The following is a 26,979-nucleotide window of genomic DNA, read 5'->3' on the forward strand; positions in this document are numbered from 1 at the left end:
CCCGATGAGGTCACGAATTACGGGGCTTGTGACGTTGTCGGTCAGATACCTGCGGCGTTCCACCGCACCTGGCATTTGAGTTGGGCATTGGTGTTGGGCATTGGTATTGGGGGGAGGGGGGGATGAAGCTGGAGGGGAAAGCCAGGAAGCACTGAGGGGAGCCGAAGCTCCCCTCAAAGCGTTGTTGCCTGCTCTTTTTATTATTGAAGACTGGCTTTTTGTTGTTTTTGTTGGCCTGTCTTGATGTCGCGGGCGACCCCATTCGGGGTCAAGAGCAAACGTATTTTTTTGAGCGCTGACCTGCTTTCATCATGACTGACCCGATGCTGACTGCCGCTACCTGAAGGTAGTTTTATTGTTCTGTGTCAGACCGCGGGGCGAACCCCTGAAAAGCTTGCCTACTCCAAAAAAATCTGCTTGCTACGCCTCTGCCGTGTTGTTTTTGTTATGTCAGAGCCGTTACCTGTTGTTTTTATTGGGTGTCACGTTTTTGTTCTTGTTATGCCAAAGATATAGCAGGTGCCGTGCCAACTTTTTAAAAGCCTTTAAAATCAATGGCTTGGCATTTTGGTCGTCGTCGGGCGACCTGAAATTCTGTCGATTTGTTTCCCTGTTACCCGATTTTTTTCTGAAAATTGTGTGGGCGGTAACACTCCGCCCACACACATGTGACACCCGTGTGACTCAGCACACGCTGCTGCGTGCCCGTGCTACCCGCGAACCGTTGGCACGGCCCAGCACATCGCTGATGCGCTGCCCAGCGGCAATCAGCCGGTCAAGGTCAATGCCGGTGTCGATGCCCAGCCCTTGCAGCAGATACAGCACGTCTTCGGTCGCGATGTTGCCGGTGGCGCCCTTGGCGTAGGGGCAGCCCCCAGGCCTGCGACCGAGCTGTCGAACACGCTGATGCCTTCGAGCAGGCTGGCATAGACGTTGGCCAGGGCCTGGCCGTAGGTGTCATGGAAGTGCCCGGCCAGCTGTTCGCGTGGCACCTGGGCCGACACCACTTCGAACAGGCGTCGGGTATCGCCAGCGGTGCCGGTACCGATGGTGTCGCCCAGCGAAACCTCGTAGCAGCCCATCTCATGCAGGGCGCGGGCGACCGGTGCGACCTGTTCGGCGCTGACCTTGCCTTCATAGGGGCAGCCGAGCACGCAGGACACATAGCCGCGCACTCGCACGCCGTGGTTGCGTGCCGCTTCCATGATCGGTTCGAAGCGCTTGAGGCTTTCGCTGATCGAGCAGTTGATGTTGCGTTGGGAGAAGGCCTCGGAGGCGGCGGCGAATACCGCGACTTCCTTCACGCCCGCCGCCAGCGCGTCTTCGAACCCGCGCAGGTTGGGCGCCAGGGCGGCGTAGGTAACACCAGGGCGCTGCTTGATGCCTGCGAACACCTCGGCCGAGCCCGCCATCTGCGGCACCCATTTGGGCGAAACGAAACTGCCGACTTCGATGTAGCTCAGCCCCGCCTCGGTGAGGTCGTCCACCAGGCGCACCTTGTCGGCAACGCTGATGGGCTGGGCTTCGTTCTGCAGGCCGTCGCGCGGGCCAACTTCGACCAGGCGAACGTGTTTGGGCAAGGACATGGCAGGGTTCCTGTGGCGGGTCAACGGTGGTCGTTCTTGTTCAAGGTGGCGGCCAGGGCCTGCTCGCAGCGCTCCTGGGCGGTGTCCAGTTCCAGTTGCATCTGGTGGATGTCGAGCATCTGCTGCTCCAGCTGGGCGCGCCGTTCGGCGATTTTCGCCAGCATGCTGTTGAGCTGCTTGAGGTTGCCGCTGGTGGGGTCGTACAGCTCGATCAGTTCACGGCATTCTGCCAGCGAGAAGCCGATGCGCTTGCCCCGCAGGATGAGCTTGAGGCTGACCTTGTCACGGGCCGAATAGATGCGCTCCAGGCCGCGGCGCTCCGGGCTCAGCAGGCCCTGTTCCTCATAGAAGCGGATGGCGCGGGTGGTGATGTCCAGCTCGCGGGACAGGTCGGAAATGCTGTAGGTCTGGCTGCTCATGCTCGGGCTCGCAGGAAGGTATGTGGCTAACCTAATGGCAGGTTGACGTATACGTCAAGCAGGGGCGTGCGAAGGCGAGCGCCTGAATGCATTGGGCGTCTGGCCGCTCAGCCGTTTGAAGAACCGTGCAAAGTAGGTCGGGTCGCTGAAGCCCAGGCTGTCCGACAGCTGGCTGATGCTCATGCGCGTGTAGATCAGGTTGCGCCGGGCCTCCAGCAGCAGGCGCTGGTGCACCACCTGCAGGGCGGTCTGGCCGCTCAGCTCGCGGCACAGCTGGTTGAGTTGCAGGCTGGAAATGTTCAGGCGTGCGGCAAAGTCCTCCACCGACAGGTGTTCACGATAGTGCGCCTCGACCAGTCGCAAGTACTGGCCCAGCAGCAAACGGTCGCGTTCGTCGCGGTTGCGTGGCGCCAGCCCCTGTTGCTGGCGACGGCTGATCCACACCATCAGTGCGGTGACCAGCGCCTGCAGCATGGTCGCCCGCGCCGGGGCATTGCCCTGGTATTCCTGCTGCAAGGTCTCGATCAGGCTGCGCAGGCGCTGGCGGTCCTTGCCCAGCGGGTAGCAGGCGGGTGTGGAAAGCACCCGCAGCGGTGCACCCAGGCGTTGTTCCAGATCCGCTACAAGGGCCGAGCCGAAGGTCACCACATGCCCCTGAATGTCGGCGCTGAAGCGAAAGCCATGCACCGTCAGTGGCGGCACCACCTGAATTGCGGCTTCGCTGATTTCGCTGTGCTTGCCTTCGATTTCCACCTGGGCCTGGCCCCGCTGCACGTACAGCAACTGGAACAGGTCGGCGTGCTGGTGCGGCTTGATCTCCCAGTGGTGCAGCCGGCTGCGCACCGGGATGGTCTCGCAGTGCAGCAGGTCGGTGCTGGGCCAGGCCTGGTTTTCGCCATACAGCTGGAACAGCGGGACGCCGGGGAGGGTGGATTTCATTGCGCTTACACCTGTCCGTTAATCGAACGTTTTTTGTAAAAGTGCAGTTTTTACATGGGATAGCACACTTTTTGAGGGCCAGTGCCAGTAAAAATGCAAGGGCAAACCCTAACAGCAGATGCCCAGCCACTGCCAGTCGTGGGCTGGCATCGCCAGAACAAGAGACAACAACAATGAACACTCAGGTTGCAATCATCGGCGCAGGCCCGTCCGGCCTGCTGCTTGGCCAGCTGTTGCATAAAGCCGGCATCGACACCGTCATCGTCGAACGCCAAACCCTGAATACGTATTGGGCCGCATCCGCGCCGGTGTGCTGGAGCAGGGCACCGTCGACCTGCTGCGCGAGGCTGGTGTGTCCGAGCGCATGGACAGCGAAGGGCTGGTTCACGAAGGCGTCGAGCTGCTGGTGGGCGGGCGCCGCCAGCGCCTGGACCTCAAGACCCTGACCGGCGGCAAGACCGTCATGGTCTACGGCCAGACCGAAGTGACCCGCGACCTAATGGAGGCCCGCCAGGCCAGCGGTGCCCTCACTATCTATTCCGCCAGCAACGTGCAGCCTCACGAACTCAAAGGCGAGCGCCCTATCTGACCTACGAGAAAGACGGCCAGACGCACCGCCTGGACTGCGACTACATTGCCGGCTGCGATGGTTTCCACGGCGTGTCGCGCCAGAGCATTCCCGAAGGTGTGCTCAAGCACTACGAGCGCGTCTATCCGTTCGGTTGGCTGGGCTTGTTGGCCGATACCCCGCCGGTGAACCACGAGCTGATCTACGCCCACCACGAGCGCGGTTTCGTGTTGTGCAGCCAGCGTTCCCACACCCGCAGCCGCTATTACCTGCAGGTTCCGCTGGAGGAGCGCGTGGAGGACTGGTCCGACGAGCGCTTCTGGGATGAGCTCAAGGCACGCCTGCCCGAAGATGTGGCCGAGCGCCTGGTCACTGGCCCTGCACTGGAAAAAGCATCGCGCCGCTGCGCAGCCAGGTGGTCGAGCCGATGCAGTACGGCAACCTGTTCCTGGTCGGCGATGCCGCGCATATCGTTCCGCCCACTGGCGCCAGGGCCTGAACCTGGCCGCGTCGGACGTGAACTACCTGTACCGCATTCTGCTCAAGGTTTACCGCGAGGGCCGTACCGACCTGCTGGCGCAGTGTTCGCCGCTGGCGCTGCGCCGGGTGTGGAAAGGCGAGCGCTTCAGCTGGTTCATGACCCAGCTGCTGCACGACTTCGGCGACCACAAGGATGCCTGGGACCAGAAGATGCAGGAGGCTGACCGCGAGTACTTCCTCAATTCGCCGGCCGGTCTGGTGAACATCGCCGAAAACTACGTCGGGCTGCCGTACGAAGCGGTGGAGTAGGTCGCGGCCTACCCTGTGGGAGCCGGCTTGCCGGCGATGCAGACAACGAGGTGTATGGCACCGGCTCTGCCGGTGATCGCCGGCAAGCCGGCTCCCACATGGACTGCGCCAATCGTAAGACCACTGCAGAACCTGTAGGAGCCGGCTTGCCGGCGATAAGGCCGGTACTGGCCATACAAGGCAGCCGCTCCCCCAGTTACAGCACCCGTAAGCGTCGGCTTGTCTGCAATGGCCAGCAAACCAGGTCCTGCAAATCGGCGGCCCAAAACAGGGCCAAACGCCGCCCCCGTTTGTGCGCCATGGCCCTGCATGCCCGATGCCAGAGCAGTCGCCGCACATGTTTCATTTTCCTTCACCTGCGTAGTTGGCCCGCAACCTGCTATATCCAGCCAAAGAATTTGATCGAGTGGTCAGGCAGGCAACCCACCGCGGTGCCGCGCCGAACCCTCTCAACGGCCGCCAGGCCACGGATATCAGGGGCCGCAGGATGTCGCTCGCGGAGCAGATCGAACACACGCAACAGGATGCCGGCTGGAGCGCGCACTTGCAGCTGCGCTTCGTCGAGCGCGACGGCGTGACCCGCCTTGGTGCGCGCCGGCATTTCGGACCTCTTTTGGTGCAGCGCCCGTTCTACCCGGAAGGTGCACCGTGCCACGTCTATGTGCTGCACCCACCCGGTGGCATCGTCGCCGGTGACCGCCTTGAACTGGACATTCATCTGGAACCGGGCAGCCATGCGCTGCTGACCATGCCTGGGGCCAGCAAGTTCTACCGCAGCATCGGCCCCACCGCCCGGTTGCACCAGCGCTTTCACCTGCAAGCAGGCAGCACCCTGGAATGGCTGCCGCAGGACAGCATCTTCTTCTCCGGCGCCCGGGCGAGCCTCGACAGCCGCTTCACCCTTGAGCCCGGCGCGCGCCTGCTGGCGTGGGAAACCCTGTGCCTGGGCCGACCGGTGATGAACGAACGTTTCGACCAAGGCGCACTGGACAGCCGCCTGCGCATCGACATGCCCGGCGACCCGGGCCTGCACGAGCGCCTGCGCATCGAAGGCGGGCGCCTGGACAAGGTCGCCGGCCACCCATTGCTCGCCACCTTCTGCGCCGCACCTGCTGACCAAACGCTGCTGGAGCAGGTGCGGCCAATGCTCGAAGAGCTGGGCATTCCTGCCGGTGCCACGCTGCTGGGGCAACTGCTGGTGATTCGCCTGCTCGACCACGACAACCAACATCTGCAACGCACCCTGCAGCGCCTCTGGCATGTGCTGCGGCCGGCCGTTCTCGGCCTGCCAGCCTGCCCGCCGCGCATCTGGGCCACTTGAGAACACGCCATGGAATTGACCCCAAGAGAGAAAGACAAACTGCTGCTGTTCACCGCCGCGCTGCTGGCGGAACGGCGTCTGGCCCGTGGCCTGAAGCTCAACTACCCGGAAGCGGTGGCGTTGATCAGCGCCGCGGTGCTCGAAGGCGCCCGCGATGGTCGCACGGTGGCCGAACTGATGAGCCTGGGCCGCGAGGTGTTGGGCCGTGACCAGGTCATGGCGGGCGTCGCCGAGATGATCCATGACGTGCAGGTTGAAGCCACCTTCCCGGACGGCACCAAGCTGGTGACCGTGCATGACCCCATCGTCTGAGGAGCCGCACATGATTCCCGGAGAAATCCAGGTCGCCAATGGCGACATCGAACTCAATGTTGGCCGCGCCACCGTCAGCGTCAGCGTGGCCAACCATGGCGACCGGCCGGTGCAGGTGGGGTCGCACTATCACTTCTACGAGGTCAACGACGCGCTGGTGTTCGAGCGTGAACCCGCCCGTGGCTTTCGCCTGGACATTCCGGCCGGCACCGCCGTGCGCTTCGAACCGGGCCAGTCACGCACCGTGCAGCTGGTGGCCTACGCCGGCAAGCGCGAAGTGTATGGCTTTCAGGGCAAGCTGATGGGCGCGCTGGAGGAGCAGGCATGAGCCGTATTTCCCGTCGGGCCTACGCCGACATGTTCGGCCCCACTGTCGGCGACCGCGTGCGCCTGGCCGACACGGCCTTGTGGGTGGAGGTGGAGAAGGACTTCACCATCTATGGCGAAGAGGTCAAGTTCGGCGGTGGCAAGGTCATTCGTGACGGCATGGGCCAAGGCCAGATGCTGGCGGCCGAGGCCATGGACCTGGTGCTGACCAACGCGCTGATCATCGACCACTGGGGCATTGTCAAGGCCGATATCGGCGTCAAGCACGGCCGCATCGCCGCCATCGGCAAGGCCGGCAACCCCGACGTGCAGCCGGGCGTGACCGTACCGGTCGGGCCAGGCACCGAAGTGATCGCCGCCGAAGGAAAGATCGTCACCGCAGGCGGCATCGATTCGCACATCCACTTCATCTGCCCGCAGCAGGTGGAGGAGGCGCTGACCAGTGGTGTCACCACCTTCGTCGGCGGCGGCACCGGGCCAGCCACCGGCACCAACGCCACCACCTGCACGCCAGGCCCTGGTACTGGTACCTGGCGCGCATGCTCCAGGCCGCCGATTGCCTGCCGATCAACATCGGCCTGCTGGGCAAGGGCAACGCCTCGCAACCTGAAGCACTGCGTGAGCAGATTACCGCTGGCGCAGTGGGCCTGAAACTGCACGAGGACTGGGGTCGACCCCTGCGGCCATCGACTGCTGCCTGGGCGTGGCGGAGGAAATGGACATCCAGGTGGCGATCCACACCGACACCCTCAACGAGTCCGGCTGCATCGAGGACACCCTGGCTGCCATCGGCGATCGCACCATCCACACCTTCCACACCGAAGGCGCGGGCGGTGGCCACGCGCCGGACATCATCCGCGCGGCAGGGCAGGCCAACGTGCTGCCGTCCTCGACCAACCCGACCCTGCCGTACACGGTCAACACCGTCGACGAGCACCTGGACATGCTCATGGTCTGCCACCACCTGGACCCAAGCATCGCCGAGGACGTGGCCTTCGCCGAGTCGCGCATTCGCCGCGAAACCATCGCCGCCGAAGACATCCTCCACGACATGGGCGCCTTCGCCATGACCTCGTCCGACTCCCAGGCCATGGGCCGGGTCGGCGAAGTGGTGCTGCGCACCTGGCAGGTGGCGCACCAGATGAAACTGCGGCGCGGCCCGCTGGCCCCGGACACTGCCTACAGCGACAACTTCCGGGTCAAGCGCTACATCGCCAAGTACACCATCAACCCGGCGCTGACCCATGGCATCGCCCCATGAAGTCGGCTCGGTGGAAGTGGGCAAGCTGGCTGACCTGGTGCTGTGGGCGCCAGCCTTCTTCGCAGTCAAACCGGCCCTGGTGATCAAGGGCGGCATGATCGCCACCGCGCCCATGGGCGATATCAACGGCTCGATCCCGACGCCGCAGCCAGTGCACTACCGGCCGATGTTCGGCGCCCTTGGCGCGGCACGCCATGCCACGCGCATGACCTTCCTGTCGCAGGCCGCCATGGACCGTGGCCTGGCCGAGGAACTGGGGCTGTGCAGCCTGATCGGCGTGGCCCACGGCTGCCGCCAGGTGCGCAAGGCCGACATGGTGCACAACACCCTGCAACCGGTGATCGAAGTCGATTCGCAAACCTACCAGGTGCGCGCCGACGGCGAACTGCTGGTGTGCGAGCCGGCCAGCGAGCTGCCGCTGGCCCAGCGTTATTTCCTGTTCTGGAAGGAGCCAACATGATTGTCCTGACCCGCCGGATTTCTGCATCCGACACTGTTACCGGCACCGTCACCCTGGATGTGGACAGCCGCATCAAGAGCCGCCTGCGCGTCACCCTCGACGACGGTCGGGAGGCCGGGCTGATGCTCGAACGCGGTCACCTGCTGCGCGGTGGCGAGCTGCTCGGCGATGCCGACGGCAGCCAGGTGATTCGCGTGCTGGCCGCGCCGGAAGCGGTGTCCACGGTGCGCTGCGCCGACCCACACCTGCTGGCTCGCGCCGCCTACCACCTGGGCAACCGCCATGTGCCACTGCAGATCGAGCCGGGCCTGCTGCGTTTCCAGCACGATCACGTGCTGGACGACATGCTGCGCGGCCTGGGCCTGACGGTGGAAGCCGAACAGGCCCGTTCGAGCCGGAAGCCGGCGCCTACCAAAGCGCACCGCATAGCCACAGCCACAGCGACCATTTGTTCGTGCGCCTGCCTGCCCATTCCTGAAGCCCTTTGGAGCCAACCATGAAAAAAACGATTGCCCTTGCCTTGCTGATGGTGGCCTTGCCGGCCTTCGCCCACCCAGGCCATGACGCCAACCCGCTGCACGACGGCCTGCTGCACCCGCTGACCGGCCTCGACCACCTGCTGATGCTGCTGGGCACCGGCGTGCTCGCCGCGCTGACCCGCCGCAACCTGACCCTGCCGTTGGCCACCCTGGCGGCAATGTTCGGTGGCGCTGTGTGCGGCCACTTGTTCGGTGACGTACTGGGCATGGAAACCATGATCACCGCGTCGCTGCTGGTTGCCGCTGGCGCGATGCTGCTGCCCAGCCGTCAGGTGTTGCTGGCCCTGGCCATGCCGGTGTTCGCGCTGTTCCACGGCTGGGCCCACGGCGTCGAGGCCACCCCTAGCGCCTTCTGGCTGTTCAGCGCCGGCTTCGTCACCGTCAGCGGTTTGCTGCTGGTGGTCGGGTTCGCCGTCGGTTGCCTGCTGCGTCGCCACAGCGGCCTGCAAAAAGCCTTCGGTGGCGGCCTGCTGGCTGGCGCCGCCGTGGTGCTGGCCGGCTGATGAACAGCGACCTGGCACTGCTACGCCTGCTGCAACTGGCCAGCCCCGGCCTGCCAGTGGGCGGGTTTACCTATTCGCAAGGGCTGGAGTGGGCCGTCGAGGCGGGCTGGGTGCGCGACATCGCCAGCTTCAGCGCCTGGCAGCGTGAACAGTTGCACGACACCCTCGGCTACCTCGACTGGCCAGTGCTGGCGCGCCTGTATCGCGCCAGCCAGGCCCGCGATGCCGAGGCGTTCGGCCACTGGAGCCGGTTCTTGCTGGCCAACCGCGAAACCGCCGAACTGCGCCTTGAAGAGCAGCAGCGGCGCGGCGCTGACACGCATGCTCGACGGTTGGCAACTGGGCCAGGACCCGGCCTGGCGTGCCAGCCTGGAACTCAGCCAGCTGGGCGGCATGGCCTGGCTTGGCGCCCATTGGTCGATCCCGCTGCGCCAGTTGGCCTGGGCCATGGTTTTGCCTGGCTGGAAGGCGCGGTGATGGCCGGGGTCAAGTTGGTGCCGTTTGGCCAACAGGCCGCCCAGACGCTGCTGCGCGACCTGGGCGAAGAACTTTCCAGCGTGCTCGATCACGCCTTGGCGCTGGACGACGACCAGCTCGGCGGCGGCCTGCCGCTGCTGGCGATCGCCTCGTCACGCCACGAAACCCAATACACCCGTTTGTTCCGTTCTTGAGGACTGCCTACATGCAAACTTATCAGCAACCCCTGCGCGTCGGTGTCGGCGGCCCGGTCGGTTCGGGCAAGACCGCCTTGCTCGAAGCCCTGTGCAAGGCCATGCGCGACCACTACCAGATCGCCGTGGTCACCAACGACATCTACACCAAGGAAGACCAACGCATCCTCACCGAGGCCGGCGCCCTGGAACCCGAACGCATTGTCGGCGTTGAAACCGGTGGTTGCCCGCACACCGCCATCCGCGAGGATGCCTCGATGAACCTGGCCGCCGTGGAAGCCCTGGCGCGCGCAAGTTCGGCAACCTCGAAGTGATCTTCGTGGAAAGCGGCGGCGACAACCTCAGCGCCACCTTCAGCCCCGAATTGGCCGACCTGACCATCTACGTGATCGACGTGGCCGAAGGCGAGAAGATTCCGCGCAAGGGTGGGCCAGGCATTACCAAATCCGACTTCCTGGTGATCAACAAGACCGACCTGGCGCCCTATGTCGGTGCTTCGCTGGAAGTGATGGAGCGTGATACCCAACGCATGCGCCCGCAGCGGCCGTGGACGTTCAGCAACCTGAAGAAAGGCGAGGGGTTGCAGGCGGTGATCGACTTCATCGTTGAGCGGGGATGCTGGGCGTGCGGGGTTGAGGCCCAGCACTTCCACTCGGTTGCGGCCATTCTGCTTGGCCCTGTACAGCTGCTCATCTGCCTGCTTGAGCAAGGTTTCGGCCTGTTCGGTGTCCGCCTGCCGACAGGCCACGCCGATGGACAATGTAAGCCGGCCGACATAAGGCGTGTCGGCCTCGACAGTTCGACGGCCTCGCGGATACGTTCGGCGATGCGCCTGGCATCGGCTACGCCAGTGCCAGGCAGCAGCATGATGAACTCTTCACCGCCGACTCGGCAGGGCAGGTCTTGCTGGCGTGAGCTGTGTCGCAAAAGATCGGCAAGATGTTTGAGCACATCATCGCCTGCGTCATGGCCGTACGTGTCGTTTACTCGCTTGAAGTGGTCGATATCCAGTGCCAGCACGGCGAACATCTCACCGCTGATCATCAGGGTGTCCAGCGCCAACTGTAGCGCCCGGCGGTTGGGCAGGCCTGTCAAGGCGTCGTTCTGCGCCTGATCGCGCAATGTGCGGAACTTGTCCTGCAGTAACTGCCCGCCTGTGAGCAATGCACGGCTGATGGCGGCAGCTTCGGTGTACCAGGCATCGATGCGATGCAGTTGCTCGCTGGTTTCGTTGGCCGAAAGTTGGGTCGCGCTCTGGGCCAGTTGGCGCAGGGGTTTGGTCAGACGGTGAGCCATCCACAAGATCAGCAGCAGGCCAATGACGGCGGTGGGCATGCTGTACAACAGCACCTTTCGCATCATCTCGCGCAGCGGGCGAGGGCGATTTCCCGTGGCTGTTGGGCCACCACCGCCCAGTGTGTCTGCGCAACCGGGGCAAAGCCGGCGAGCATGGGTACGCCGACGTAGTTGGGGGCATCCAGAATGCCGCCTTCGCCGCGTAACGCCGCATCCAGGGTCGGGCTGCCGTCGATCTGGGTGCCAATCAGTTCAGGGTTGGTATGGTAGAGCAGCTGCCGCTTGGTGTCCCCGACGAAGACAATGGTGCCGTCGAGCTGAAAGTGCGAACCGATGGTCGTGTGCAGTGCACTTTCCTTCTTGAGGAATACCGAGCCACCCACGATGCCCAGGTAGCTGCCGTCGGCAGCGAAGATCGGCTCGGAAATGAAGATCACCAGGTTACCGCCACGGGAGATGAAGGCGGAGCTCACGAAACGCTTCCGAGCCGCCAGGGCCTGCTGGATTTCCGGTGAGTGACGCGGGTGACTGGTGGCTTGGCGGATATCGGGGTAGGCCTCAAGCACCTCGCCGTCGGCGTTGGCGATGATGATGGAATTGAAGTCTTGGTCCTGTAGCCGCAGACGCCGCACCTCGGCGTTGAGCAGTGCTGTGTCGCCAAGGCCCCCGCTCAGTTGGCGAGCGCTGTAGTGCAAGTGGCTGTGGGCCGACTGCAGGAACTCGCTGATGCTGGAAGCCACTTTACGGGCATAGGCCTGGTTGGCGTGAAGGGTAAAGCCGACCAGGGCGTTTTGCTGTACCTGATAGGCCACGAAAAGCGTGTTGCCCAAGGTCGCCAGGCAGGCCAGTACCACCATGCCGAGCACGAGGTTACGCAGGTCGAGGCGAAGTCGGCGTCTGGGCATGGTGGGCCTGTGGGGCGGGGCGATGCGCTCAAGTATGGCCGGTTTCCGGGCAAATACAGGCGCACTATTGATGGCAGCAGTGTGGGCTGCCCGGGTTCTCCTCGTAGCGGTCATGGTGGCGCACCCAGTCCATGGTGCCGGCCTCGTTGCGCCCCAGGGGCGCGATGTCGAGGAAGTTGTAGGTGTTGACCAGGATGTCGAGCCCGCGGGCGTAGGTGGAATAGGTGTGGTAGACCGTGCCGTCCTGGTCGCGCAAGAACGCGCTCAAGCCTGGCAGTTCGCTTTCGTTGCCCGTGTAGGGCTCATAGTTGTACTGGCGTTGGCCCTGGCTGCCCACGCTTACGCCGAAGTCTTCGTTGAAGCTGCTGGCGTGGGACGAGTACCACGGGAAGCGCCAGCCCATGCGTTGGCGGAATGCCTGGAACTCGGAGTAGGGCGCCCGCGAGACGGCGACCAGCGACACATCGTGGTGCGCCAGGTGCAGGTTGGCGCCATCGAAATGGTCGGCGAGGAAGGAACAGCCTGGGCAGCCTTCAGTCCAGCCTTCGGCGAACATGAAGTGGTAGAGCAGCAGTTGGCTGCGCCCGGCGAACAGGTCGGCCAAGGTCAGGTCGCCGTTGGGGCCGTGGAAGCGGTAGGGCTTCTCGACCTTGACCCAGGGCAGGGCGCGGCGGGCGGCGGCCAGCTCGTCGCGTTGGTGGGTGAGGGCCTTTTCGTGCAGCCACAGTTGCTGGCGGGCGGCCAGCCATTGGTCGCGTGAGACCACTGCGTGCTTGGGTTCGGGGGTGCTCATGGTACTGACTCCGCGCAGGGGGATTCAGTAATGGTCGTGTGGGGTGGGGTGGGATTCGACTGGGGAATCGAGAGGGCGACGAATGGTGGGTTGGTCAGTGGTAGGTGCTTGCCGGGGGAGCTGCAGCGCTCTTGAGATCGAGCGCCGCCCGCGCGGCGCATCGCAGGCTTCGCCAGCTCCCACATCTGTTTCGGGCCAATTAATCCTGTGGGAATAGCGCGCGATCCCTTTGGCGCATGGCTCGATATCGCGTCGTACAAACAAGGCGGTCGCGCGCGAACCTCACAGGCATAACTGGCCCGAAACAGATGTGGGAGCTGGCGAAGCCTGCGATGCGCCGCGCGGGCGGCGCTCGATCTCTCAGGCGCCACACCTCGTGCGCCATGCACCAGAAAGCCTCACCCCAGCATCCGCTCGATCACGCCCCACAACCGCGGATCATCGAAATCATCCACCACCAACTGCGCCCCGCAGCCAGCAGTCGCTCTGGCGTCTGGGTCGTGGCGATCCCCACGGTGAAGATCCCCGCCCGCTGGCCGCCTGCACCCCCGGCAGCGAATCCTCGAACGCCAGCGCCTGCCGGGCCTCAGCCCCAGGCAGCGCAGCCCGGTAAGGTAGGGCAGTGGATCGGGCTTGGCCCGCTCCAGCTCTTCGGCCACCAGCACATGCTCGAAGCGCTCGCCCAGGCCCATGGCGGTGAGCATGTGCTCGGCATTGAGCCGCGGCGCATTGGTTACCACGCACATGCCGATGCCATGGGCCTGGGCATGCTCCAGCAGACGCAGCAGCCCAGGCATGGGTTCGAGCGCCGGGGCCAGTTCGCGGAACAGCGCCTCCTTGCGATCAGCCAGTGCCTGGCACTGCGCGGTTGTGGCCTGGGGAAACAGGTCGGCAAACAATTCGCCATTGGCCCGGCCACTGACCTGGCTGTCGAACTGCGCCTGGGTCAGTTCGCGGCCGTCATGCTCACGCAGCAGTTGGCGAAAGGCCTGCAGGTGCAGGGTGTCGGTGTCGGTAAGGGTTCCATCGAGATCGAACAGCAGGGCGGTCAGCATCGGGCATCCAGGCATTGAAAAAACATACGCCCGGGGATGATAACCAAACCTGACGACGAGGGGGCTGTTCAGTGTGCTCCGAAAAGAGTACAAATGTACTCCATGGACAACTTGACCCCCAAACGCCGCGCAATCCTCGACTTCATCCGTGAACGCATCGCCGACCACGGTCAGCCGCCGAGCCTTGCCGACATCGCCACACGCTTCGGCTTCGCCTCGCGCAGCGTGGCGCGCAAGCACATCACCGCGCTGTGCCAGGCCGGCTACATCGACGTCACGCCCAACCAGGCGCGGGGTATTCGCCTGGCCGAACCCCTGCGTCGCCCGGAAATCCTCGAAGTGCCGGTGCTCGGCCGCGTCGCGGCGGGTGCGCCCATCGGCCCCGACCTGGACATCCACGAGCAGTTGCTGCTCGACCCCAGCCTGTTCCGCCGCACCCCGGATTACCTGCTCAAGGTGCGCGGCGACTCGATGGTCGACGACGGCATCTTCGACGGTGACCTGGTGGGCATCCGCCAACAGGGCGATGCCCGCGACGGTGAAATCGTGGTGGCGCGCCTGGACGGCGAAGTCACCATCAAGCGCCTGCAACGCCAGCCCGGTGGCTACCGGTTGGTGCCGCGCAACCCGGCCTATGCGCCGATCGATGTGGGGCCCGAGCATGAGTTCTTCATCGAAGGCGTGTTCTGCGGCCTGCTGAGGCGTGACTGATGGGCGCGGTGGTCGAACTCGACAGGCTGCTCGACCAGCGCCAGGTGTGGCGCGGGCGGCAGGCCCAGGTGCGCCCGCTCGGGTTGCAGCCCACCGGCCACGATGCCCTTGACCAGCGCCTGCCCGATGGCGGCTGGCCCGCCGCCGCGCTGACCGAACTGCTGCTGGCCAGCCCTGGTTGCGGTGAGCTGCAACTGCTGTGGCCCTCCTGGCGCGTCTGAGCGCCGAGGGCGGGCGGGTGGTGCTGGTGGCGCCGCCTTTCATCCCCTATGCGCCGGCCTGGCAGGCGGCCGGGGTCGACCTGCGCTGGCTGGCCCAAGTTGAAGCGGAGCCGGCGGATGCCCTATGGGCTGCGGAACAGTGCCTGCGTTCCGGCAGTTGCGCCGCCGTGCTGTGCTGGCCGCAGCGGGCCGACGACCGTGCCCTGCGGCGCCTGCAAGTGGCCGCCGAGACAGGGCAGGCCCTGGCTTTCGCCTGTCGGCCCCAGCACGCCGCGCACAACCCTTCGCCGGCTGCGTTGCGCATTGCCGTCGACACCCGCCCAGCGCAATGGCGGGTGCTCAAGTGCCGGGGCGGCCTGCCACCAGCGGTTCCTATCGCCTGTCCGGGGCGGGGCTGATGCGCCATGCTCTGGGCCTGCATTCTTCTGCCACAGCTGGCGCTGGATTCGGTCCTGCGCGAGCGGGACGACAGCGATACGCCGCTGGTGTTGATCGGTGGCCCGACCCAGCGCCGCGTGTTGCAGGCGGTCAGCCCGGCCGCAGCGGCGCTCGGCCTGCGTGCCGGGCAGACGCTCACTGCCGCGCGGGCCCTGGCCGATGGCTTTACCTGCGTTGAGGTCGACCCGACGCGCATCGAGCAGTTGCAACAGTTGCTGGCCGCCTGGGCCTACCGTTTCAGTGCCCAGGTGAGCCTGCATTACCCTCGGGCCTTGCTGTTGGAAGTGGGCTCCAGCCTGCAACTATTCGGCCCATGGCCCGCGTTCGAGGCCCGCTTGCGTCAGGAACTGGGCGAACTGGGGCTGCGCCAGCGTATCGTCCTGGCCAGCAACCCGGTGGCGGCCCGCATGCTTGCCAACGGCCACGATGGCTTGGCCGTGGCGTGCACCGAAGACACCCGCGCGGCGCTCGCACGCCTGCCCATCGACCGGGTAGGCCTGCCCCGTGACGCCGCCGAGGCCTTTGCCCGCATGGGCCTGCGCCAGCTGGGGCAGGTCCTGGCCTTGCCTCGTGATGCCCTGGCCAAGCGCTTTCCCGCCCAGGTGCAGTTGCACCTGGACCAGCTGCTGGCCTGCGCAAGCTGGCGCTGGATTTCTATCTGCCGCCCGACCGCTTCGAGACGCGGCTGGAACTCAATTTCGACGTCGAGTCGCACCAGGCCCTGCTGTTTCCACTACGGCGCATGCTGAACGACCTGGCCGCGTTCCTGGCTGGCCGGGACTGTGGCGTGCAGCGCTTCAGCCTGCACCTGGAGCATGCCGAGGGGCCGGACACCCTGCTCAAGGTCGGCCTGCTGGCCGCCGAGCGCGACGCTGGCATGCTGTTCGAGTTGGCCCGTGGGCGCTTGGAGCCGCTGCGCATTCCTGCGCCGGTGCGCAACCTGCGCCTGGTCGCCGATGACCTGCCGCCATTCGTGCCCCAGCACCAGGCCCTGTTTGACGCCCGCCCCCAGCAGGCGCAACCCTGGGAGCAGCTGCGCGAACGCCTGCGCGCGCGCCTGGGCGATGAAGCCGTGAAGGGCCTGCGCGCCGAGGCGGACCACCGCCCCGAGTGCGCCTGGCAGCGGGCAGAGCAGGGCGCTCAGGGCAGCCTGCCGGTGGCGCCGGGCAGCCGTCCCGGATGGCTGCTTGCGACCCCCTGGCGTTGGACGAGGTCGGCCACCGCTTGCTCGGGCATGCCGAACGGATCGAGTCGGGCTGGTGGGACGGTGGCGACGTGCGCCGCGACTATTACCGCATCGAAACCCGCGAAGGCCTGCGCGGCTGGGCTTACCGCGACCTGGCCCAGCCCGGTCCGCTGTGGCTTCAGGGGTGGTTCGCATGAGCACTCCGAGTTACGCCGAGCTGCATTGCCTGTCGAACTTCAGCTTCCAGCGCGGTGCGTCGAGTGCCGACGAGCTGTTCCGCCGTGCCCGCGAGCAGGGCTATCAGGCCCTGGCGATCACCGATGAATGCACCTTGGCGGGCATCGTGCGCGCCTGGCAGGCGGCCAAGGCCCACCAACTGCGGCTGATCGTCGGCAGTGAGGTGCGCCTGCAGGACGGGCCGAAACTGGTACTGCTGGTGGAGAACCTCACGGGTTACCAGAGCCTCTGTGCGCTGATCACCCGGGCCCGGCGACGGGCGCAAAAGGGCGCCTACCAGTTGCTGGGCGAAGACCTGCAGCAACACCACCAAGGGTTGCTGGCGCTGTGGGTGCCCGATGACCTGGACGACCCAGCCCCCGGCCAATGGCTGCAAGCGCTGTTCGGCGAGCGCCTGTGGCTGGCGGTGCACCTGCACCGGGGCAGCGATGACGAGGCCCGCTTGGCCCGCCTGCGAGCCTTGGCGGCGGGTTTGGGTATCCACGCAGTGGCTTGTGGCGATGTGCACATGCACAACCGTCGCCGTCGCGCCCTGCAGGATTGCATGGTCGCCATACGCGAGCATTGCAGCGTTTCAGAAGCCGGGCGCCACTTGTTCGCCAATGGCGAGCGGCACCTGCGCACGCTGGCGCAAGTGGCCGAGCTGTACCCCGCCGACCTGCTGGGCGAAACCCTGGCCATTGCCGAACGCTGCCAGTTCGAGCTGAGCGAGGTGAAGTATCAATACCCGCAAGAACTGGTGCCCGAAGGGCATTCCCCGGCGAGCTGGCTGCGTGAACTGTGCGAGCGCGGCCTGCCCATGCGTTGGCCGCAAGGCCCCAGCGACAAGGTGCGCACGGTGCTGGCCAGGGAATTGGCGCTGATCGCCGAGCTGGGTTACGAAAGCTACTTCCTGACCGTGCACGATATCGTCGCCTTCGCCCGCAGCCAGGGCATCCTCTGCCAGGGGCGGGGTCGGCGGCCAACTCGGTGGTGTGTTTCGTGCTGGGTATCACCGAACTCGACCCCATGGTGCACCGCCTGCTGTTCGAGCGTTTCCTGTCCCGTGAGCGCAACGAGCCGCCCGATATCGACGTGGATTTCGAACACGACCGCCGCGAAGAGGTGATCCAGTACATTTTCCGCCGTTACGGGCGGCACCGGGCGGCGCTCACTGCCGTGGTCAGCACCTATCACGCCGCGGGGCGGTACGGGATGTGGCACGGGTGCTGGGGCTGCCGGCCGATCAGGTGGATGCCCTGGCCAAGTGTTGTGGCCGCTGGAGCGACCGCATCCCCGATGCGCCGCGGTTGGCCGAGGCTGGTTTCGACGCCGCCAGCCCTTCACTGCGGCGCATCCTGGTGCTGGCCGGCGAGCTGATCGGTTTCCCCGGCACTTGTCGCAGCACCCAGGCGGTTTCGTCATTTCTCAGCAGCCGCTCGACCAGCTGGTGCCGTGGAAAACGCCGCGATGCCCGAGCGCACGGTCATCCAGTGGGACAAGGACGACTTGGACATGCTAGGCCTGCTCAAGGTCGATGTGCTGGCGCTGGGCATGCTCAGTGCCTTGCGCCGCTGTTTCGACCTGCTGCAGCGCCACCGGGGTCGACACCTGACCCTGGCGACCATCCCCGCCGAGGATGCCGCCACCTACGAGATGATCGGCCGCGCCGAGACCATGGGCGTGTTCCAGATCGAGTCGCGGGCGCAGATGGCCATGCTGCCCAGGCTCAAGCCCTGCAACTTCTATGACTTGGTGATCGAGGTGGCCATCGTGCGCCCGGGGCCGATCCAGGGCGACATGGTGCACCCCTATTTGCGCCGACGTCTGAAGCAAGAGCCGGTCAGCTACCCATCGCCGGCACTTGAAGAGGTGTTCAAGCGCACTTTGGGTGTGCCGTTGTTCCAGGAACAGGTCATGGAACTGGCCATGGTCGCCGCCGACTACAGCCCCGGTGAGGCCGACCAGCTGCGTCGCAGCATGGCTGCCTGGAAGCGTCACGGCGGGCTGGAGCCGCACCGAGAACGGTTGGTGCAAGGCATGCTGCGCAATGGCTATGAGCTGGCCTTTGCCGAGCGCATCTTCGAGCAGATCAAAGGCTTCGGCAGTTACGGTTTCCCTGAATCACACGCCGCCAGTTTCGCCTTGCTGTGCTATGCCAGCAGCTGGCTCAAGTGCCATGAACCGGCGGTTTTCACCTGTGCGTTGGTCAATAGCTGGCCCATGGGTTTCTACAGCCCCGACCAGTTGCTGCAGGACGCACGGCGCCAGGGGATCGAAGTCAGGCCGGTGGATGTATTTCATAGCGAATGGGACTGCACGTTGGAACCTGTGGCCGAGGATGCCTTGGCCATTCGTCTTGGGCTGCGGCAGATCCGAGGCTTTGCCGAAGGCGATGCCCGACGCCTGGTGCGGGCGAGGGCTGAGCGGCCATGGCGCGATGTCGAGGACCTGTGCCTGCGCGCCGGCCTCAACAGCCAGGCCCGCGCCCGCCTGGCCGATGCCGGCGCGCTACGGGCCTTGGCCCACAACCGTCACCAGGCGCGCTGGCAGGTAGCGGCGGTGCAGCCACAGTTACCGCTGTTCGCTGATGTGCAGGGCGCCCCTGAAACTGAAGTGGTGCTGCCTGCGCCAACGGTCGGGGAGGACCTGTTCGCCGATTACCGGGCCCTGGGCACTACCCTCGGCCCTCATCCACTGACGCTGCTGCGAGCCCGCTTGCGGGCATTGGGCTGTCGCAGTTCAAGCGAACTGGCAGATGTGGAGCATGGCGACAACATCGCCGTGGCGGGGCTGGTGGTCGGGCGGCAACGGCCACAAACCGCCAGTGGCGTGACCTTCGTAACCCTTGAGGATGAAGCGGGCATGGTCAATGTGGTGGTCTGGCGCGACCTGGCCGAGCGGCAGCGGCGGGCACTGGTGGGGTCACAGCTGCTCAAGGTCAGCGGGCGGCTGGAGCAGGAGAGCGGGGTGCGGCATCTGATTGCCCGGCGGCTGGAGGATATCAGCCCGTTGCTGCAAGGGCTGGATGTGCGCAGCCGGGACTTTCATTGACTTCACTGGCCTCTTCGCGGGTAAACCTGCTCCCACAGGGAGTTCACTGCCCTTGAGCGCGAAGAGTACCTGTGGGAGCGGGTTTACCCGCGAAGGGGTTGACCACAATCGCTCAAACCATCGCCAGAGGCTGCTTGCGCGTCGGCGCCGCAAACGCCCGGTCGATCGCCCGCAGGTCTTCGCTGGTCAAGCTCAACACCCCGGCCGCCGCATTCAACCGCACATGCTCCGGCGCCACTGCCTTGGGAATGGCAATGACCCCATCATTGCGCGTTACCCACGCCAGGCTGACCTGGGCCGGCGTCGCGCCATGCCGTTCGGCGATCTCGCTCAACACCGGGTGGTGCAACAACCGCCCGGCCTGGGCCAGCGGGCAGTAGGCCATGGTCGGCAAGCCACGCTTCTGGCTCCACGGCAACAGGTCGAACTCGATGCCGCGCTGCGCCGGGTTGTACAGCACCTGGTTGGTCGCGCAGTCGGCATTGTCCAGTTCGCGCAGGTCATCGACATCGAAGTTGGATACCCCCAACGGCGAATCTTGCCCTGCTCGCGCAGCCGCTCGAACGCCTCGACGGTTTCCTCCAGCGGGTACTGGCCGCGCCAGTGCAGCAGGTACAGGTCGATGCAGTCGGTGCCCAGGCGCTTGAGGCTGCGCTCGCAGGCGGCCGGCACACCGCGCTGGCTGGCGTTGTGCGGGTAGACCTTGCTCACCAGAAACACCTGGTCACGGCGCCCCGCGATGGCCTGGCCGACCACTTCCTCCGCACCGCCCTCGGCGTACATTTCTGCGGTGTCGATCAGGGTCAACCCCAGGTCGATACCCTGCTGCAGGGCCGCCACCTCGGCAGCCTTGCGACCAGGGTCTTCGCCCATGTACCAGGTGCCCTGGCCAATGGCCGGAACGCTGGAACCTGCCAGTTTCACGTAACGCATGTCACCTCCGGGGCTGAGTGTGGGAAAGCAGAACCTCAAGCAGCGCTTGCGCTGCGGTGGACAGTTTGTGGTCACTCAAGGCGATCACGCCAATGCGCCGTTCGACGATGGGGTCAACGAGGGTCACGCAGCGTGCGCCAAGTTCCTGCATCTGGTTGATGCACAGCGCCGGCACCGCGCTGACGCCCAGCCCACTGGCCACCATGCGGCCGATGGTCGACAGCTGGTGGCTCTCGAACGCTACCGCCAGCTTGCCGTGCCGTGCCGCCACGTTGTGTTCGAGCAGCAGGCGAACCGCCGAAGGGCGTTGCAAGGCAATGAAGTCTTCGGCCAGCAGCTGCTCCCAGGTGGCCTGCGGTTGCCCGGCCAGTGCCGAGTCGGCGGGCACCACGGCGACGAAGCGGTCAAGGTAGAGCGGGTAGAAGTCCAGCCCCTCGCTGTTGTCTGGCTCGAAACCGATGCCCAGTTCGACACGCCGATGACGCACCAGCTCCAGCACTTGCTCGTTGATCACATCATGCACCGTGACGTTGACCTTGGGGTAACGCTGGCGGAACACCTTGAGCGAGTGCGGTAGCAGGTTACCGGCGAAGGCGGGTATGGCAGCCACCGAAACCCGTCCCAGTTGCAGGGTGAAGCGCTGACGCAGCATCTCCTCGGTGTCGTCCCAGTCGGCCAGCAGGCGCCGGGCCATGGGCAGCAGCACTTCGCCTTCGGCGGTCAGGCTGACGCTGCGGGTGGTGCGGGTGAGCAGGGCGCCACCGAGGTTGTCCTCAAGCGCCTTGATGGTCAGGCTCAAGGCCGGTTGCGACACATGCAGGTGTTCGCCGGCCTGGGCGAAGCTCTGGTACTTGGCCACGGTGACGAAGGCGCGCAGTTGCTTGACGTTCATGGCAGGGTTCGGCCTTTGTTTTGGAAATATTATCAATCGATGATGAAAACAAAATTAACAAATCAGTCGCCAGCGGTGAAGATGCCTGCACACGCTCACCGACAGCCTCGTCGGTTCAACAACTACAAAAGGCGGATCAGCATGGCCGGACTGGACAAGCGCGTAGCAACCTATGAACAGGCACTCGAAGGCCTGACCGACAACATGACGGTACTGGCCGGCGGCTTCGGCCTGTGCGGCATCCCGGAAAACCTCATTGCCGAAATCAAGCGCCGTGGCGTCAAGGGCCTGACCGTGGTTTCCAACAACTGTGGCGTCGATGGCTTCGGCCTGGGCGTGCTGCTGGAAGAGCGGCAGATCCGCAAGATGGTCGCGTCCTATGTGGGCGAGAACGCCGAGTTCGAACGCCAACTGCTGAGCGGTGAACTGGAAGTGGAACTCACCCCACAAGGCACCCTGGCAGAAAAAATGCGTGCCGGCGGCGCGGGCATCCCGGCGTTCTACACCGCCACCGGCTACGGCACCCCGGTGGCCGACGGCAAGGAAGTGCGCGAGTTCAACGGCCGCAAGTTCATCCTTGAAGAGTCCATCACCGGCGACTTCGCCATCGTCAAGGGCTGGAAGGCTGACCACTACGGCAACGTGGTTTACCGCAACACCGCGCAAAACTTCAACCCGCTGGCCGCCACCGCCGGCAAGATCACCGTGGTCGAAGTGGAAGAGATTGTCGAGCTGGCGTATTGCTGCCCAGCGAAATCCACACCCCGGGCATCTATGTCGACCGCGTGATCGTCGGCACCTTCGAGAAGCGAATCGAAAAGCGCACCGTCAAGGCCTGAGCGCCGTCCTACAGAACAACAAAGAGATCCTGACCATGGCACTGACCCGCGAACAGATGGCGCAACGCGTCGCCCGTGAACTGAAGGACGGCTACTACGTCAACCTTGGCATTGGCATTCCGACCCTGGTGGCCAACTACGTGCCCGCCGACATGGACGTGATGCTGCAGTCGGAAAACGGCCTGCTGGGCATGGGCGAATTCCCCACCGAAGGCACCATCGATGCCGACATGATCAACGCCGGCAAGCAGACCGTCACCGCCCGCCGAGGCGCGTCGATCTTCGACTCGGCCCAGTCGTTCGCCATGATCCGTGGCGGCCATGTCGACCTCACCGTGCTGGGTGCTTTCGAGGTGGACGTGGAGGGCAACATTGCCTCGTGGATGATCCAGGCAAGCTGGTCAAGGGCATGGGCGGCGCCATGGACCTGGTGGCCGGTGCCGAGAACATCATCGTCACCATGACCCACGCCTCCAAGGACGGCGAGTCCAAGCTGCTGCCGCGTTGCAGCCTGCCGCTGACCGGCGCGGGCTGCATTCGCAAGGTGCTCACCGACCTGGCCTACCTGGAAATTGAAAATGGCGCCTTCATCCTGCGCGAGACAGCGCCGGGGGTGAGCGTCGAAGAGATCATCGAGAAGACCGCCGGCAAGCTGATCGTGCCGGACGATGTGAAGGAAATGACCTTCTAAAGGGGCCATACCTAGCCCTGTGGGAGCGGGTTTACCCGCGAATGCGTCGGTGAGTCGACTGTCGCATTCGCTGGTGAACCCGCTCCCACAGGGTTTTTGCGTTTCCGGCAGATTTACCGCAACAACCGATAAAACCAATAAAAGGAAGTTACCGTGGCCGCTGAAATCCAAGACAGCCGCTCCGCCCGCTTTGCCCTGCGTTGCTCCAACTGGGCCGAACGCTGGTTCCCCGACTCCTGGGTGTTCGCCGCCCTGGCGGTGATGCTGGTGTGCATCGGCGCCCTGACCATGGGCGCCAAGCCCACCGACACCGCCAAGGCCTTTGGCGATGGCTTCTGGAGCCTGATCCCCTTCACCATGCAAATGGCCTTCGTGGTCATCGGCGGCTATGTGGTCGCCAGCTCGCCACCTGCTGCACGGTTGATCGACCGCCTGGCACGCCTGCCCAAGAACGGCCGTTCGGCGGTGTGCTGGGTGGCGTTGATCTCGATGCTGGCCTCGTTGCTGAACTGGGGCCTGTCCCTGGTGTTCGGCGGCCTGCTGGTGCGTGCGCTGGCCCGTCGCACCGACCTGAAGATGGACTACCGCGCCGCCGGTGCCGCCGCCTACCTGGGCCTGGGCGCGGTATGGGCGCTGGGGCTGTCGTCTTCGGCTGCGCAGTTGCAGGCCAACCCGGCCAGCCTGCCGCCCTCGATTCTTGCCATCACGGGCGTGATTCCGTTCACCGAAACCATCTTCCTCTGGCAGTCCGGCGTGATGTTGGCCGCCCTGGTGGTCGTTTCGCTGATCGTCGCCTACGCCACCGCGCCCGGCCCGAACAGCGCACGCAGTGCCGAAGATTGCGGGGTCGACCCAAGCTTCACCGCGCCGCCTTCGCCGCAGCGCACGCGCCGGGCGAATGGCTGGAATACAGCCCGATCCTGATCCTGATGCTGGTGGCCCTGGCCGGTGGCTGGTTGTACCAGGAGTTCGCCACCAAGCCGGCGATTACCGCCATTTCCGGGCTCAACACCTACAACCTGCTGTTCATCATGCTCGGCGCCTTGCTGCACTGGCGCCCGCGCAGCTTCCTCGACGCCGTGGCCCGTGCGGTGCCGACCACCACCGGGGTACTGATTCAGTTTCCGCTGTATGGCTCGATCGCGGCCATTCTGACCCAGGTGAAGGGCGTTGACGGCGAGACGTTGGCCCACCACATTTCGCTGTTCTTCACCCAGATCGCCACCCACGACACCTACGCGTTGCTGATGGGTGTGTACTCGGCGGTGCTGGGCTTCTTCATTCCGTCCGGTGGCGGCAAGTGGATCATCGAAGCACCCTACGTGATGCTGGTGGCCAACGACCTGCAGTACCACCTGGGCTGGGCGGTGCAGATCTACAACGCCGCCGAGGCGCTGCCGAACCTGATCAACCCGTTCTACATGCTGCCGCTGCTGGGTGTGCTGGGGCTGAAGGCGCGGGACCTGATTGGTTTCTCGTTCGTGCAGTTGCTGGTGCATGTTCCGCTGGTGCTGGTGTTGCTGTGGGCATTGGGGACCACCTTGCAGTATGTGCCGCCGGTGATGCCTTGAAGTAATGGGCTGTCGCTGACGGCCTCATCGCCGGCAAGCCGGCTCACATGGACCGCGCAGATCTTGAGATCACTGCCGTACCTGTGGGAGCCGGCTTGCCGGCGATGAGGCCGGTACGAACACCGCAATCTTTACGTTCAGATGACATATCGATAACGATTCTTATCCGAGATTCGTTTTCATGTAACTGCCGCCAAACGGCAGCCATGGATCTTCATCGAATGTACAAGGAGTAAGGCAGCGATGTTCGCGCCCATCAGCCGTTCCATGACCCTCACCCTGGGTCTGTGCACCACCTTCCTCAGCCCTGCCGCACTGGCAGAAGACAACCAACCACGGGCAGAAGAGGGGGTACTGGAACTCGGCTCCACGGAAATTCTTGCCCAAAGCCTGGGCAGCACCACCGAAAACAGCGGCTCCTATACCACCGGCAGCATGAGCGCGGCCACGCGTCTGAACCTGTCGATCAAGGAAACCCCGCAGTCGGTCTCGGTCATCACCCGTCAGCAGCTCGACGACTTCCAGCTCAACACCCTGTCCGAGGCCATGTCACATGTCACGGGCGTCACGGTGCAGCGCAACGACTCGGAGCGACCGACCTATTATTCCCGCGGCTATGCGATCAACAACTTCCAGATCGACGGGATGCTCAACACCTTCTCCGGGCTCAAGTCGGATTCGGACACCATCATCTACGACCGCATCGAGGTGGTGCGTGGCGCTACTGGCCTGACCACCGGTGCCGGCGACCCGTCCGGCACCATCGCCATGGTGCGCAAACGCCCGACCCATGAGCTAGCGGTCAAGAGCGGTGTCAGCGCCGGCAGCTACGACAACTACTACAGCTACCTGGATGTCGGCGGCCCGCTGGGGTGGGAAGGGCGCCTGCGTGGTCGCACGGTGCTGGCCTACCGCGACAGCAAGTCATTCATGGACAAGTACGCCACCCAACGCGAGGTAGCGTACGGCATTCTTGAGGCGGACCTGACCGACAGCACCGTGCTGGCGGTGGGCTATGACTATCAGAACAAACATGTACAAGGTGCGTCCTGGGGTACGGTGCCGTACTGGAACGCCGATGGCGGCAAGGCCGACCTGCCACGCTCGACCAACCTGGCCGCGCCCTGGTCCTCTTGGCCACTGAAGGACCAGACCCTGTTCGCCACCCTGGACCAGCGCCTGGGCAATGACTGGCTGCTCAAGGCGGCCTACACCCATCGCCAGACCGACAGCGACGGCAAGGTGTATTACGGCGGCAATGGCTTCCCCGAGGCCGACCGCAGCGGCATGAAGGCCTGGGCCAGGCACATGTCGGGCCAGGAAAAGATGGACGCAATCGACTTCAACCTGGCAGGCCCGTACCAGCTGTTCGGGCGCAGCCACGACTTCATGGTCGGTTATGGCGAATCCGAGCGGCGCAACAGCTCGCCCTACCTGATCGCGCTTTCGCTGCCTGATGGCTACACCAGTATTCCCGACTGGAAGTACATGGGCTCGATACCCAAGTTCTACGACATCGACACCGGCCTGGATTCTTCACGCAGCTACATCCGCCAGAAAGCCGGTTACATTGCCACACGCCTGAACCCCACGGACCGCCTGCATGTGGTGCTGGGCAGCCGTTACGGCAGCTGGCAGACCAAAAGCCGCGACTGGACCTATGACGATGCGCTCAACGCCACCGAAACCCAGAGCAAGCAGACCCAGAACGACCAGTGGACACCCTATGCCGGCGTGCTCTACGACCTAACCGAGCAGTACACGGCGTACGTCAGCTACACCGACATTTTCAACCCGCAGACAGTTCGTGACGTCAATAAGCAGTACCTCGAACCCATCGTCGGCAAGGTGTACGAAGTGGGCCTCAAGGGCAGCCTGTACGACGATCGCCTCAACCTGAGCACGGCGGTGTTCCGCAGTAAGCAAGACAACGTCGCCGAACAGGACGACTCGGTGCCGCCGGGGCCGGACGGCGAAATCTATTACAAGTCTGGCGGCAAGGGCGTGGTGGTCGAAGGCTTCGAAGCCGAGATCGCCGGTGAGGTGATGCCCGACTGGCAAATGAGCCTGGGCTACAGCTACACCCATGCCGCCACGGGCGACAAGCAGCGCAAGAACACCGAGCAGCCGCTGAACCTGGTACGTTTCTCCACCACCTACAAGCTGACCCCGGCCTTGACCGTGGGTGGCAACCTGGACTGGCAGAGCGACAACTACAAGGCAGCCAACCGCCCGGTAGGGCGTAACACCGACGGCTCGATCATCACGGTCAAGGACACCATCAGCCAGAAGGCCTTCTCGGTGGTGGGGCTGATGGCGCGTTATCAGTTCGATGAGCATCTGTCAGCGTCGTTGAACGTGAAGAACCTGTTCGACGAGCATTACTACAATAACCTCGGGTTCTATAACGGGGTTTATCATGGCGAACCAAGGACGATGATGGTTAGTCTTGACTGGAAACTGTAACGGGTGAGGAGCGCTCG

The 26,979-nt window shown here is 64.7% G+C and carries 15 protein-coding genes and 14 pseudogenes; 19 read left to right on the forward strand and 10 right to left on the reverse strand.

Going from position 1 to position 26,979, the window contains the following annotated elements:
* Positions 1–684: 684 nt before the first annotated feature.
* The 3 genes and pseudogenes from PspTeo4_RS06245 to PspTeo4_RS06255 all read right to left on the reverse strand — a co-directional run bounded on the left by PspTeo4_RS06245 (position 685) and on the right by PspTeo4_RS06255 (position 2,944).
* A pseudogene (locus tag PspTeo4_RS06245) lies at positions 685–1,586 on the reverse strand (hydroxymethylglutaryl-CoA lyase).
* Between the two features lie 20 nt (positions 1,587–1,606).
* Positions 1,607–2,005 carry a MerR family DNA-binding transcriptional regulator gene (locus PspTeo4_RS06250; RefSeq protein ID WP_322362850.1) on the reverse strand — a complete coding sequence of 133 codons (399 nt, stop codon included), beginning with the start codon at positions 2,003–2,005 and terminating at the stop codon, positions 1,607–1,609.
* A 54-nt stretch (positions 2,006–2,059) separates the two neighbouring features.
* Positions 2,060–2,944 (reverse strand): helix-turn-helix domain-containing protein, encoded by an 885-nt coding sequence (locus PspTeo4_RS06255; protein ID WP_322362851.1) that lies wholly within the window; start codon positions 2,942–2,944, stop codon positions 2,060–2,062.
* Between the two features lie 173 nt (positions 2,945–3,117).
* On the opposite strand from PspTeo4_RS06255, the gene PspTeo4_RS29795 reads away from it, so the two are divergent.
* The 11 genes and pseudogenes from PspTeo4_RS29795 to ureG all read left to right on the forward strand — a co-directional run.
* Positions 3,118–3,390, forward strand: coding sequence for an FAD-dependent monooxygenase (locus tag PspTeo4_RS29795; protein ID WP_416196903.1), 273 nt, complete (start codon positions 3,118–3,120; stop codon positions 3,388–3,390).
* Positions 3,297–4,011 (forward strand): annotated as a pseudogene (locus PspTeo4_RS29800) (4-hydroxybenzoate 3-monooxygenase). The gene PspTeo4_RS29795 and the pseudogene PspTeo4_RS29800 overlap by 94 nt, the downstream one beginning before the upstream one ends.
* A 17-nt stretch (positions 4,012–4,028) precedes the next feature.
* On the forward strand, positions 4,029–4,301 hold the full coding sequence (locus PspTeo4_RS29805) for a hypothetical protein (protein WP_416196904.1): 273 nt from the start codon (positions 4,029–4,031) through the stop codon (positions 4,299–4,301).
* Between the two features lie 487 nt (positions 4,302–4,788).
* Positions 4,789–5,622 (forward strand): urease accessory protein UreD, encoded by an 834-nt coding sequence (locus PspTeo4_RS06265; protein ID WP_322362852.1) that lies wholly within the window; start codon positions 4,789–4,791, stop codon positions 5,620–5,622.
* 9 nt (positions 5,623–5,631) lie between these two features.
* Positions 5,632–5,934 carry an urease subunit gamma gene (locus PspTeo4_RS06270; protein ID WP_322362853.1) on the forward strand — a complete coding sequence of 101 codons (303 nt, stop codon included), beginning with the start codon at positions 5,632–5,634 and terminating at the stop codon, positions 5,932–5,934.
* A gap of 10 nt (positions 5,935–5,944) precedes the next feature.
* Positions 5,945–6,262 (forward strand): urease subunit beta, encoded by a 318-nt coding sequence (locus tag PspTeo4_RS06275; protein ID WP_322364803.1) that lies wholly within the window; start codon positions 5,945–5,947, stop codon positions 6,260–6,262.
* Positions 6,259–7,982, forward strand: a pseudogene (gene ureC, locus PspTeo4_RS06280) (urease subunit alpha). The gene PspTeo4_RS06275 and the pseudogene ureC overlap by 4 nt, the downstream one beginning before the upstream one ends.
* A pseudogene (ureE, locus tag PspTeo4_RS06285) lies at positions 7,979–8,460 on the forward strand (urease accessory protein UreE). Before ureC ends, ureE begins: the two co-directional pseudogenes overlap by 4 nt.
* A gap of 18 nt (positions 8,461–8,478) precedes the next feature.
* The gene (locus PspTeo4_RS06290; RefSeq protein WP_322362854.1) at positions 8,479–9,024 is read left to right on the forward strand and encodes a HupE/UreJ family protein; all 546 of its coding nucleotides are present in this window, start codon (positions 8,479–8,481) and stop codon (positions 9,022–9,024) included.
* Positions 9,024–9,695, forward strand: coding sequence for an urease accessory protein UreF (locus PspTeo4_RS06295; RefSeq protein WP_322362855.1), 672 nt, complete (start codon positions 9,024–9,026; stop codon positions 9,693–9,695). The genes PspTeo4_RS06290 and PspTeo4_RS06295 overlap by 1 nt, the downstream gene beginning before the upstream one ends.
* 11 nt (positions 9,696–9,706) lie before the next feature.
* Positions 9,707–10,311 (forward strand): annotated as a pseudogene (ureG, locus tag PspTeo4_RS06300) (urease accessory protein UreG); the annotation flags it as partial.
* An 87-nt stretch (positions 10,312–10,398) separates the two neighbouring features.
* Here ureG and PspTeo4_RS06305 read toward each other — a convergent pair.
* From PspTeo4_RS06305 to PspTeo4_RS06325, 5 genes and pseudogenes are all read right to left on the reverse strand, one after another.
* Positions 10,399–10,443 (reverse strand): annotated as a pseudogene (locus tag PspTeo4_RS06305) (hypothetical protein); the annotation flags it as partial.
* Between the two features lie 104 nt (positions 10,444–10,547).
* Positions 10,548–11,057, reverse strand: a pseudogene (locus PspTeo4_RS06310) (diguanylate cyclase); the annotation flags it as partial.
* Positions 11,054–11,896 (reverse strand): cache domain-containing protein, encoded by an 843-nt coding sequence (locus tag PspTeo4_RS06315; RefSeq protein ID WP_322362856.1) that lies wholly within the window; start codon positions 11,894–11,896, stop codon positions 11,054–11,056. The gene PspTeo4_RS06315 and the pseudogene PspTeo4_RS06310, both read right to left, overlap by 4 nt.
* Before the next feature lie 64 nt (positions 11,897–11,960).
* Entirely contained in the window at positions 11,961–12,689 is a 729-nt protein-coding gene (locus PspTeo4_RS06320; protein WP_322362857.1) for a thioredoxin family protein, read from the reverse strand.
* A gap of 398 nt (positions 12,690–13,087) precedes the next feature.
* Positions 13,088–13,744 carry an HAD family hydrolase gene (locus PspTeo4_RS06325; RefSeq protein ID WP_416196905.1) on the reverse strand — a complete coding sequence of 219 codons (657 nt, stop codon included), beginning with the start codon at positions 13,742–13,744 and terminating at the stop codon, positions 13,088–13,090.
* 93 nt (positions 13,745–13,837) lie between these two features.
* On the opposite strand from PspTeo4_RS06325, the gene lexA reads away from it, so the two are divergent.
* The 4 genes and pseudogenes from lexA (at position 13,838) to PspTeo4_RS06345 (ending at position 19,570) form a co-directional block, all read left to right on the forward strand.
* Positions 13,838–14,455 (forward strand): transcriptional repressor LexA, encoded by a 618-nt coding sequence (lexA, locus tag PspTeo4_RS06330; protein ID WP_322362858.1) that lies wholly within the window; start codon positions 13,838–13,840, stop codon positions 14,453–14,455.
* Positions 14,455–15,074, forward strand: a pseudogene (imuA, locus tag PspTeo4_RS06335) (translesion DNA synthesis-associated protein ImuA). Before lexA ends, imuA begins: the two are co-directional and overlap by 1 nt.
* 6 nt (positions 15,075–15,080) lie before the next feature.
* Positions 15,081–16,497, forward strand: a pseudogene (locus PspTeo4_RS06340) (Y-family DNA polymerase).
* A pseudogene (locus PspTeo4_RS06345) lies at positions 16,494–19,570 on the forward strand (error-prone DNA polymerase). The pseudogenes PspTeo4_RS06340 and PspTeo4_RS06345 overlap by 4 nt, the downstream one beginning before the upstream one ends.
* Before the next feature lie 112 nt (positions 19,571–19,682).
* Here PspTeo4_RS06345 and PspTeo4_RS06350 read toward each other — a convergent pair.
* Positions 19,683–20,503: pseudogene (locus PspTeo4_RS06350) on the reverse strand (aldo/keto reductase).
* A gap of 1 nt (position 20,504) precedes the next feature.
* Entirely contained in the window at positions 20,505–21,395 is an 891-nt protein-coding gene (locus tag PspTeo4_RS06355; RefSeq protein ID WP_416196906.1) for a LysR family transcriptional regulator, read from the reverse strand.
* A gap of 141 nt (positions 21,396–21,536) precedes the next feature.
* Between PspTeo4_RS06355 and PspTeo4_RS06360 the strand changes: the two are divergent.
* The 4 genes and pseudogenes from PspTeo4_RS06360 to PspTeo4_RS06375 all read left to right on the forward strand — a co-directional run bounded on the left by PspTeo4_RS06360 (position 21,537) and on the right by PspTeo4_RS06375 (position 26,962).
* Positions 21,537–22,234 (forward strand): annotated as a pseudogene (locus PspTeo4_RS06360) (CoA transferase subunit A).
* 35 nt (positions 22,235–22,269) lie between these two features.
* Positions 22,270–22,925, forward strand: a pseudogene (locus PspTeo4_RS06365) (CoA transferase subunit B).
* 153 nt (positions 22,926–23,078) lie between these two features.
* Positions 23,079–24,496 (forward strand): annotated as a pseudogene (locus PspTeo4_RS06370) (short-chain fatty acid transporter).
* Between the two features lie 243 nt (positions 24,497–24,739).
* Positions 24,740–26,962, forward strand: coding sequence for a TonB-dependent siderophore receptor (locus tag PspTeo4_RS06375; protein ID WP_322362859.1), 2,223 nt, complete (start codon positions 24,740–24,742; stop codon positions 26,960–26,962).
* Positions 26,963–26,979: the final 17 nt, after the last annotated feature.

The organism is Pseudomonas sp. Teo4, assembly GCF_034387475.1.
GTDB lineage: Bacteria > Pseudomonadota > Gammaproteobacteria > Pseudomonadales > Pseudomonadaceae > Aquipseudomonas.

Bases quoted from the DNA above. Each gene is read 5' to 3' on its own strand.
- PspTeo4_RS06270 (WP_322362853.1), top strand. From the start codon at position 5,632: ATGGAATTGACCCCAAGAGAGAAAGACAAACTGCTGCTGTTCACCGCC.
- PspTeo4_RS06325 (WP_416196905.1), bottom strand. From the start codon at position 13,744: ATGCTGACCGCCCTGCTGTTCGATCTCGATGGAACCCTTACCGACACC.
- PspTeo4_RS06265 (WP_322362852.1), top strand. From the start codon at position 4,789: ATGTCGCTCGCGGAGCAGATCGAACACACGCAACAGGATGCCGGCTGG.
- PspTeo4_RS29795 (WP_416196903.1), top strand. From the start codon at position 3,118: ATGAACACTCAGGTTGCAATCATCGGCGCAGGCCCGTCCGGCCTGCTG.
- PspTeo4_RS06275 (WP_322364803.1), top strand. From the start codon at position 5,945: ATGATTCCCGGAGAAATCCAGGTCGCCAATGGCGACATCGAACTCAAT.
- PspTeo4_RS06375 (WP_322362859.1), top strand. From the start codon at position 24,740: ATGTTCGCGCCCATCAGCCGTTCCATGACCCTCACCCTGGGTCTGTGC.
- PspTeo4_RS06290 (WP_322362854.1), top strand. From the start codon at position 8,479: ATGAAAAAAACGATTGCCCTTGCCTTGCTGATGGTGGCCTTGCCGGCC.
- PspTeo4_RS06250 (WP_322362850.1), bottom strand. From the start codon at position 2,005: ATGAGCAGCCAGACCTACAGCATTTCCGACCTGTCCCGCGAGCTGGAC.
- PspTeo4_RS06315 (WP_322362856.1), bottom strand. From the start codon at position 11,896: ATGCCCAGACGCCGACTTCGCCTCGACCTGCGTAACCTCGTGCTCGGC.
- PspTeo4_RS06255 (WP_322362851.1), bottom strand. From the start codon at position 2,944: ATGAAATCCACCCTCCCCGGCGTCCCGCTGTTCCAGCTGTATGGCGAA.
- lexA (WP_322362858.1), top strand. From the start codon at position 13,838: ATGTACTCCATGGACAACTTGACCCCCAAACGCCGCGCAATCCTCGAC.
- PspTeo4_RS06355 (WP_416196906.1), bottom strand. From the start codon at position 21,395: ATGAACGTCAAGCAACTGCGCGCCTTCGTCACCGTGGCCAAGTACCAG.
- PspTeo4_RS06295 (WP_322362855.1), top strand. From the start codon at position 9,024: ATGAACAGCGACCTGGCACTGCTACGCCTGCTGCAACTGGCCAGCCCC.
- PspTeo4_RS06320 (WP_322362857.1), bottom strand. From the start codon at position 12,689: ATGAGCACCCCCGAACCCAAGCACGCAGTGGTCTCACGCGACCAATGG.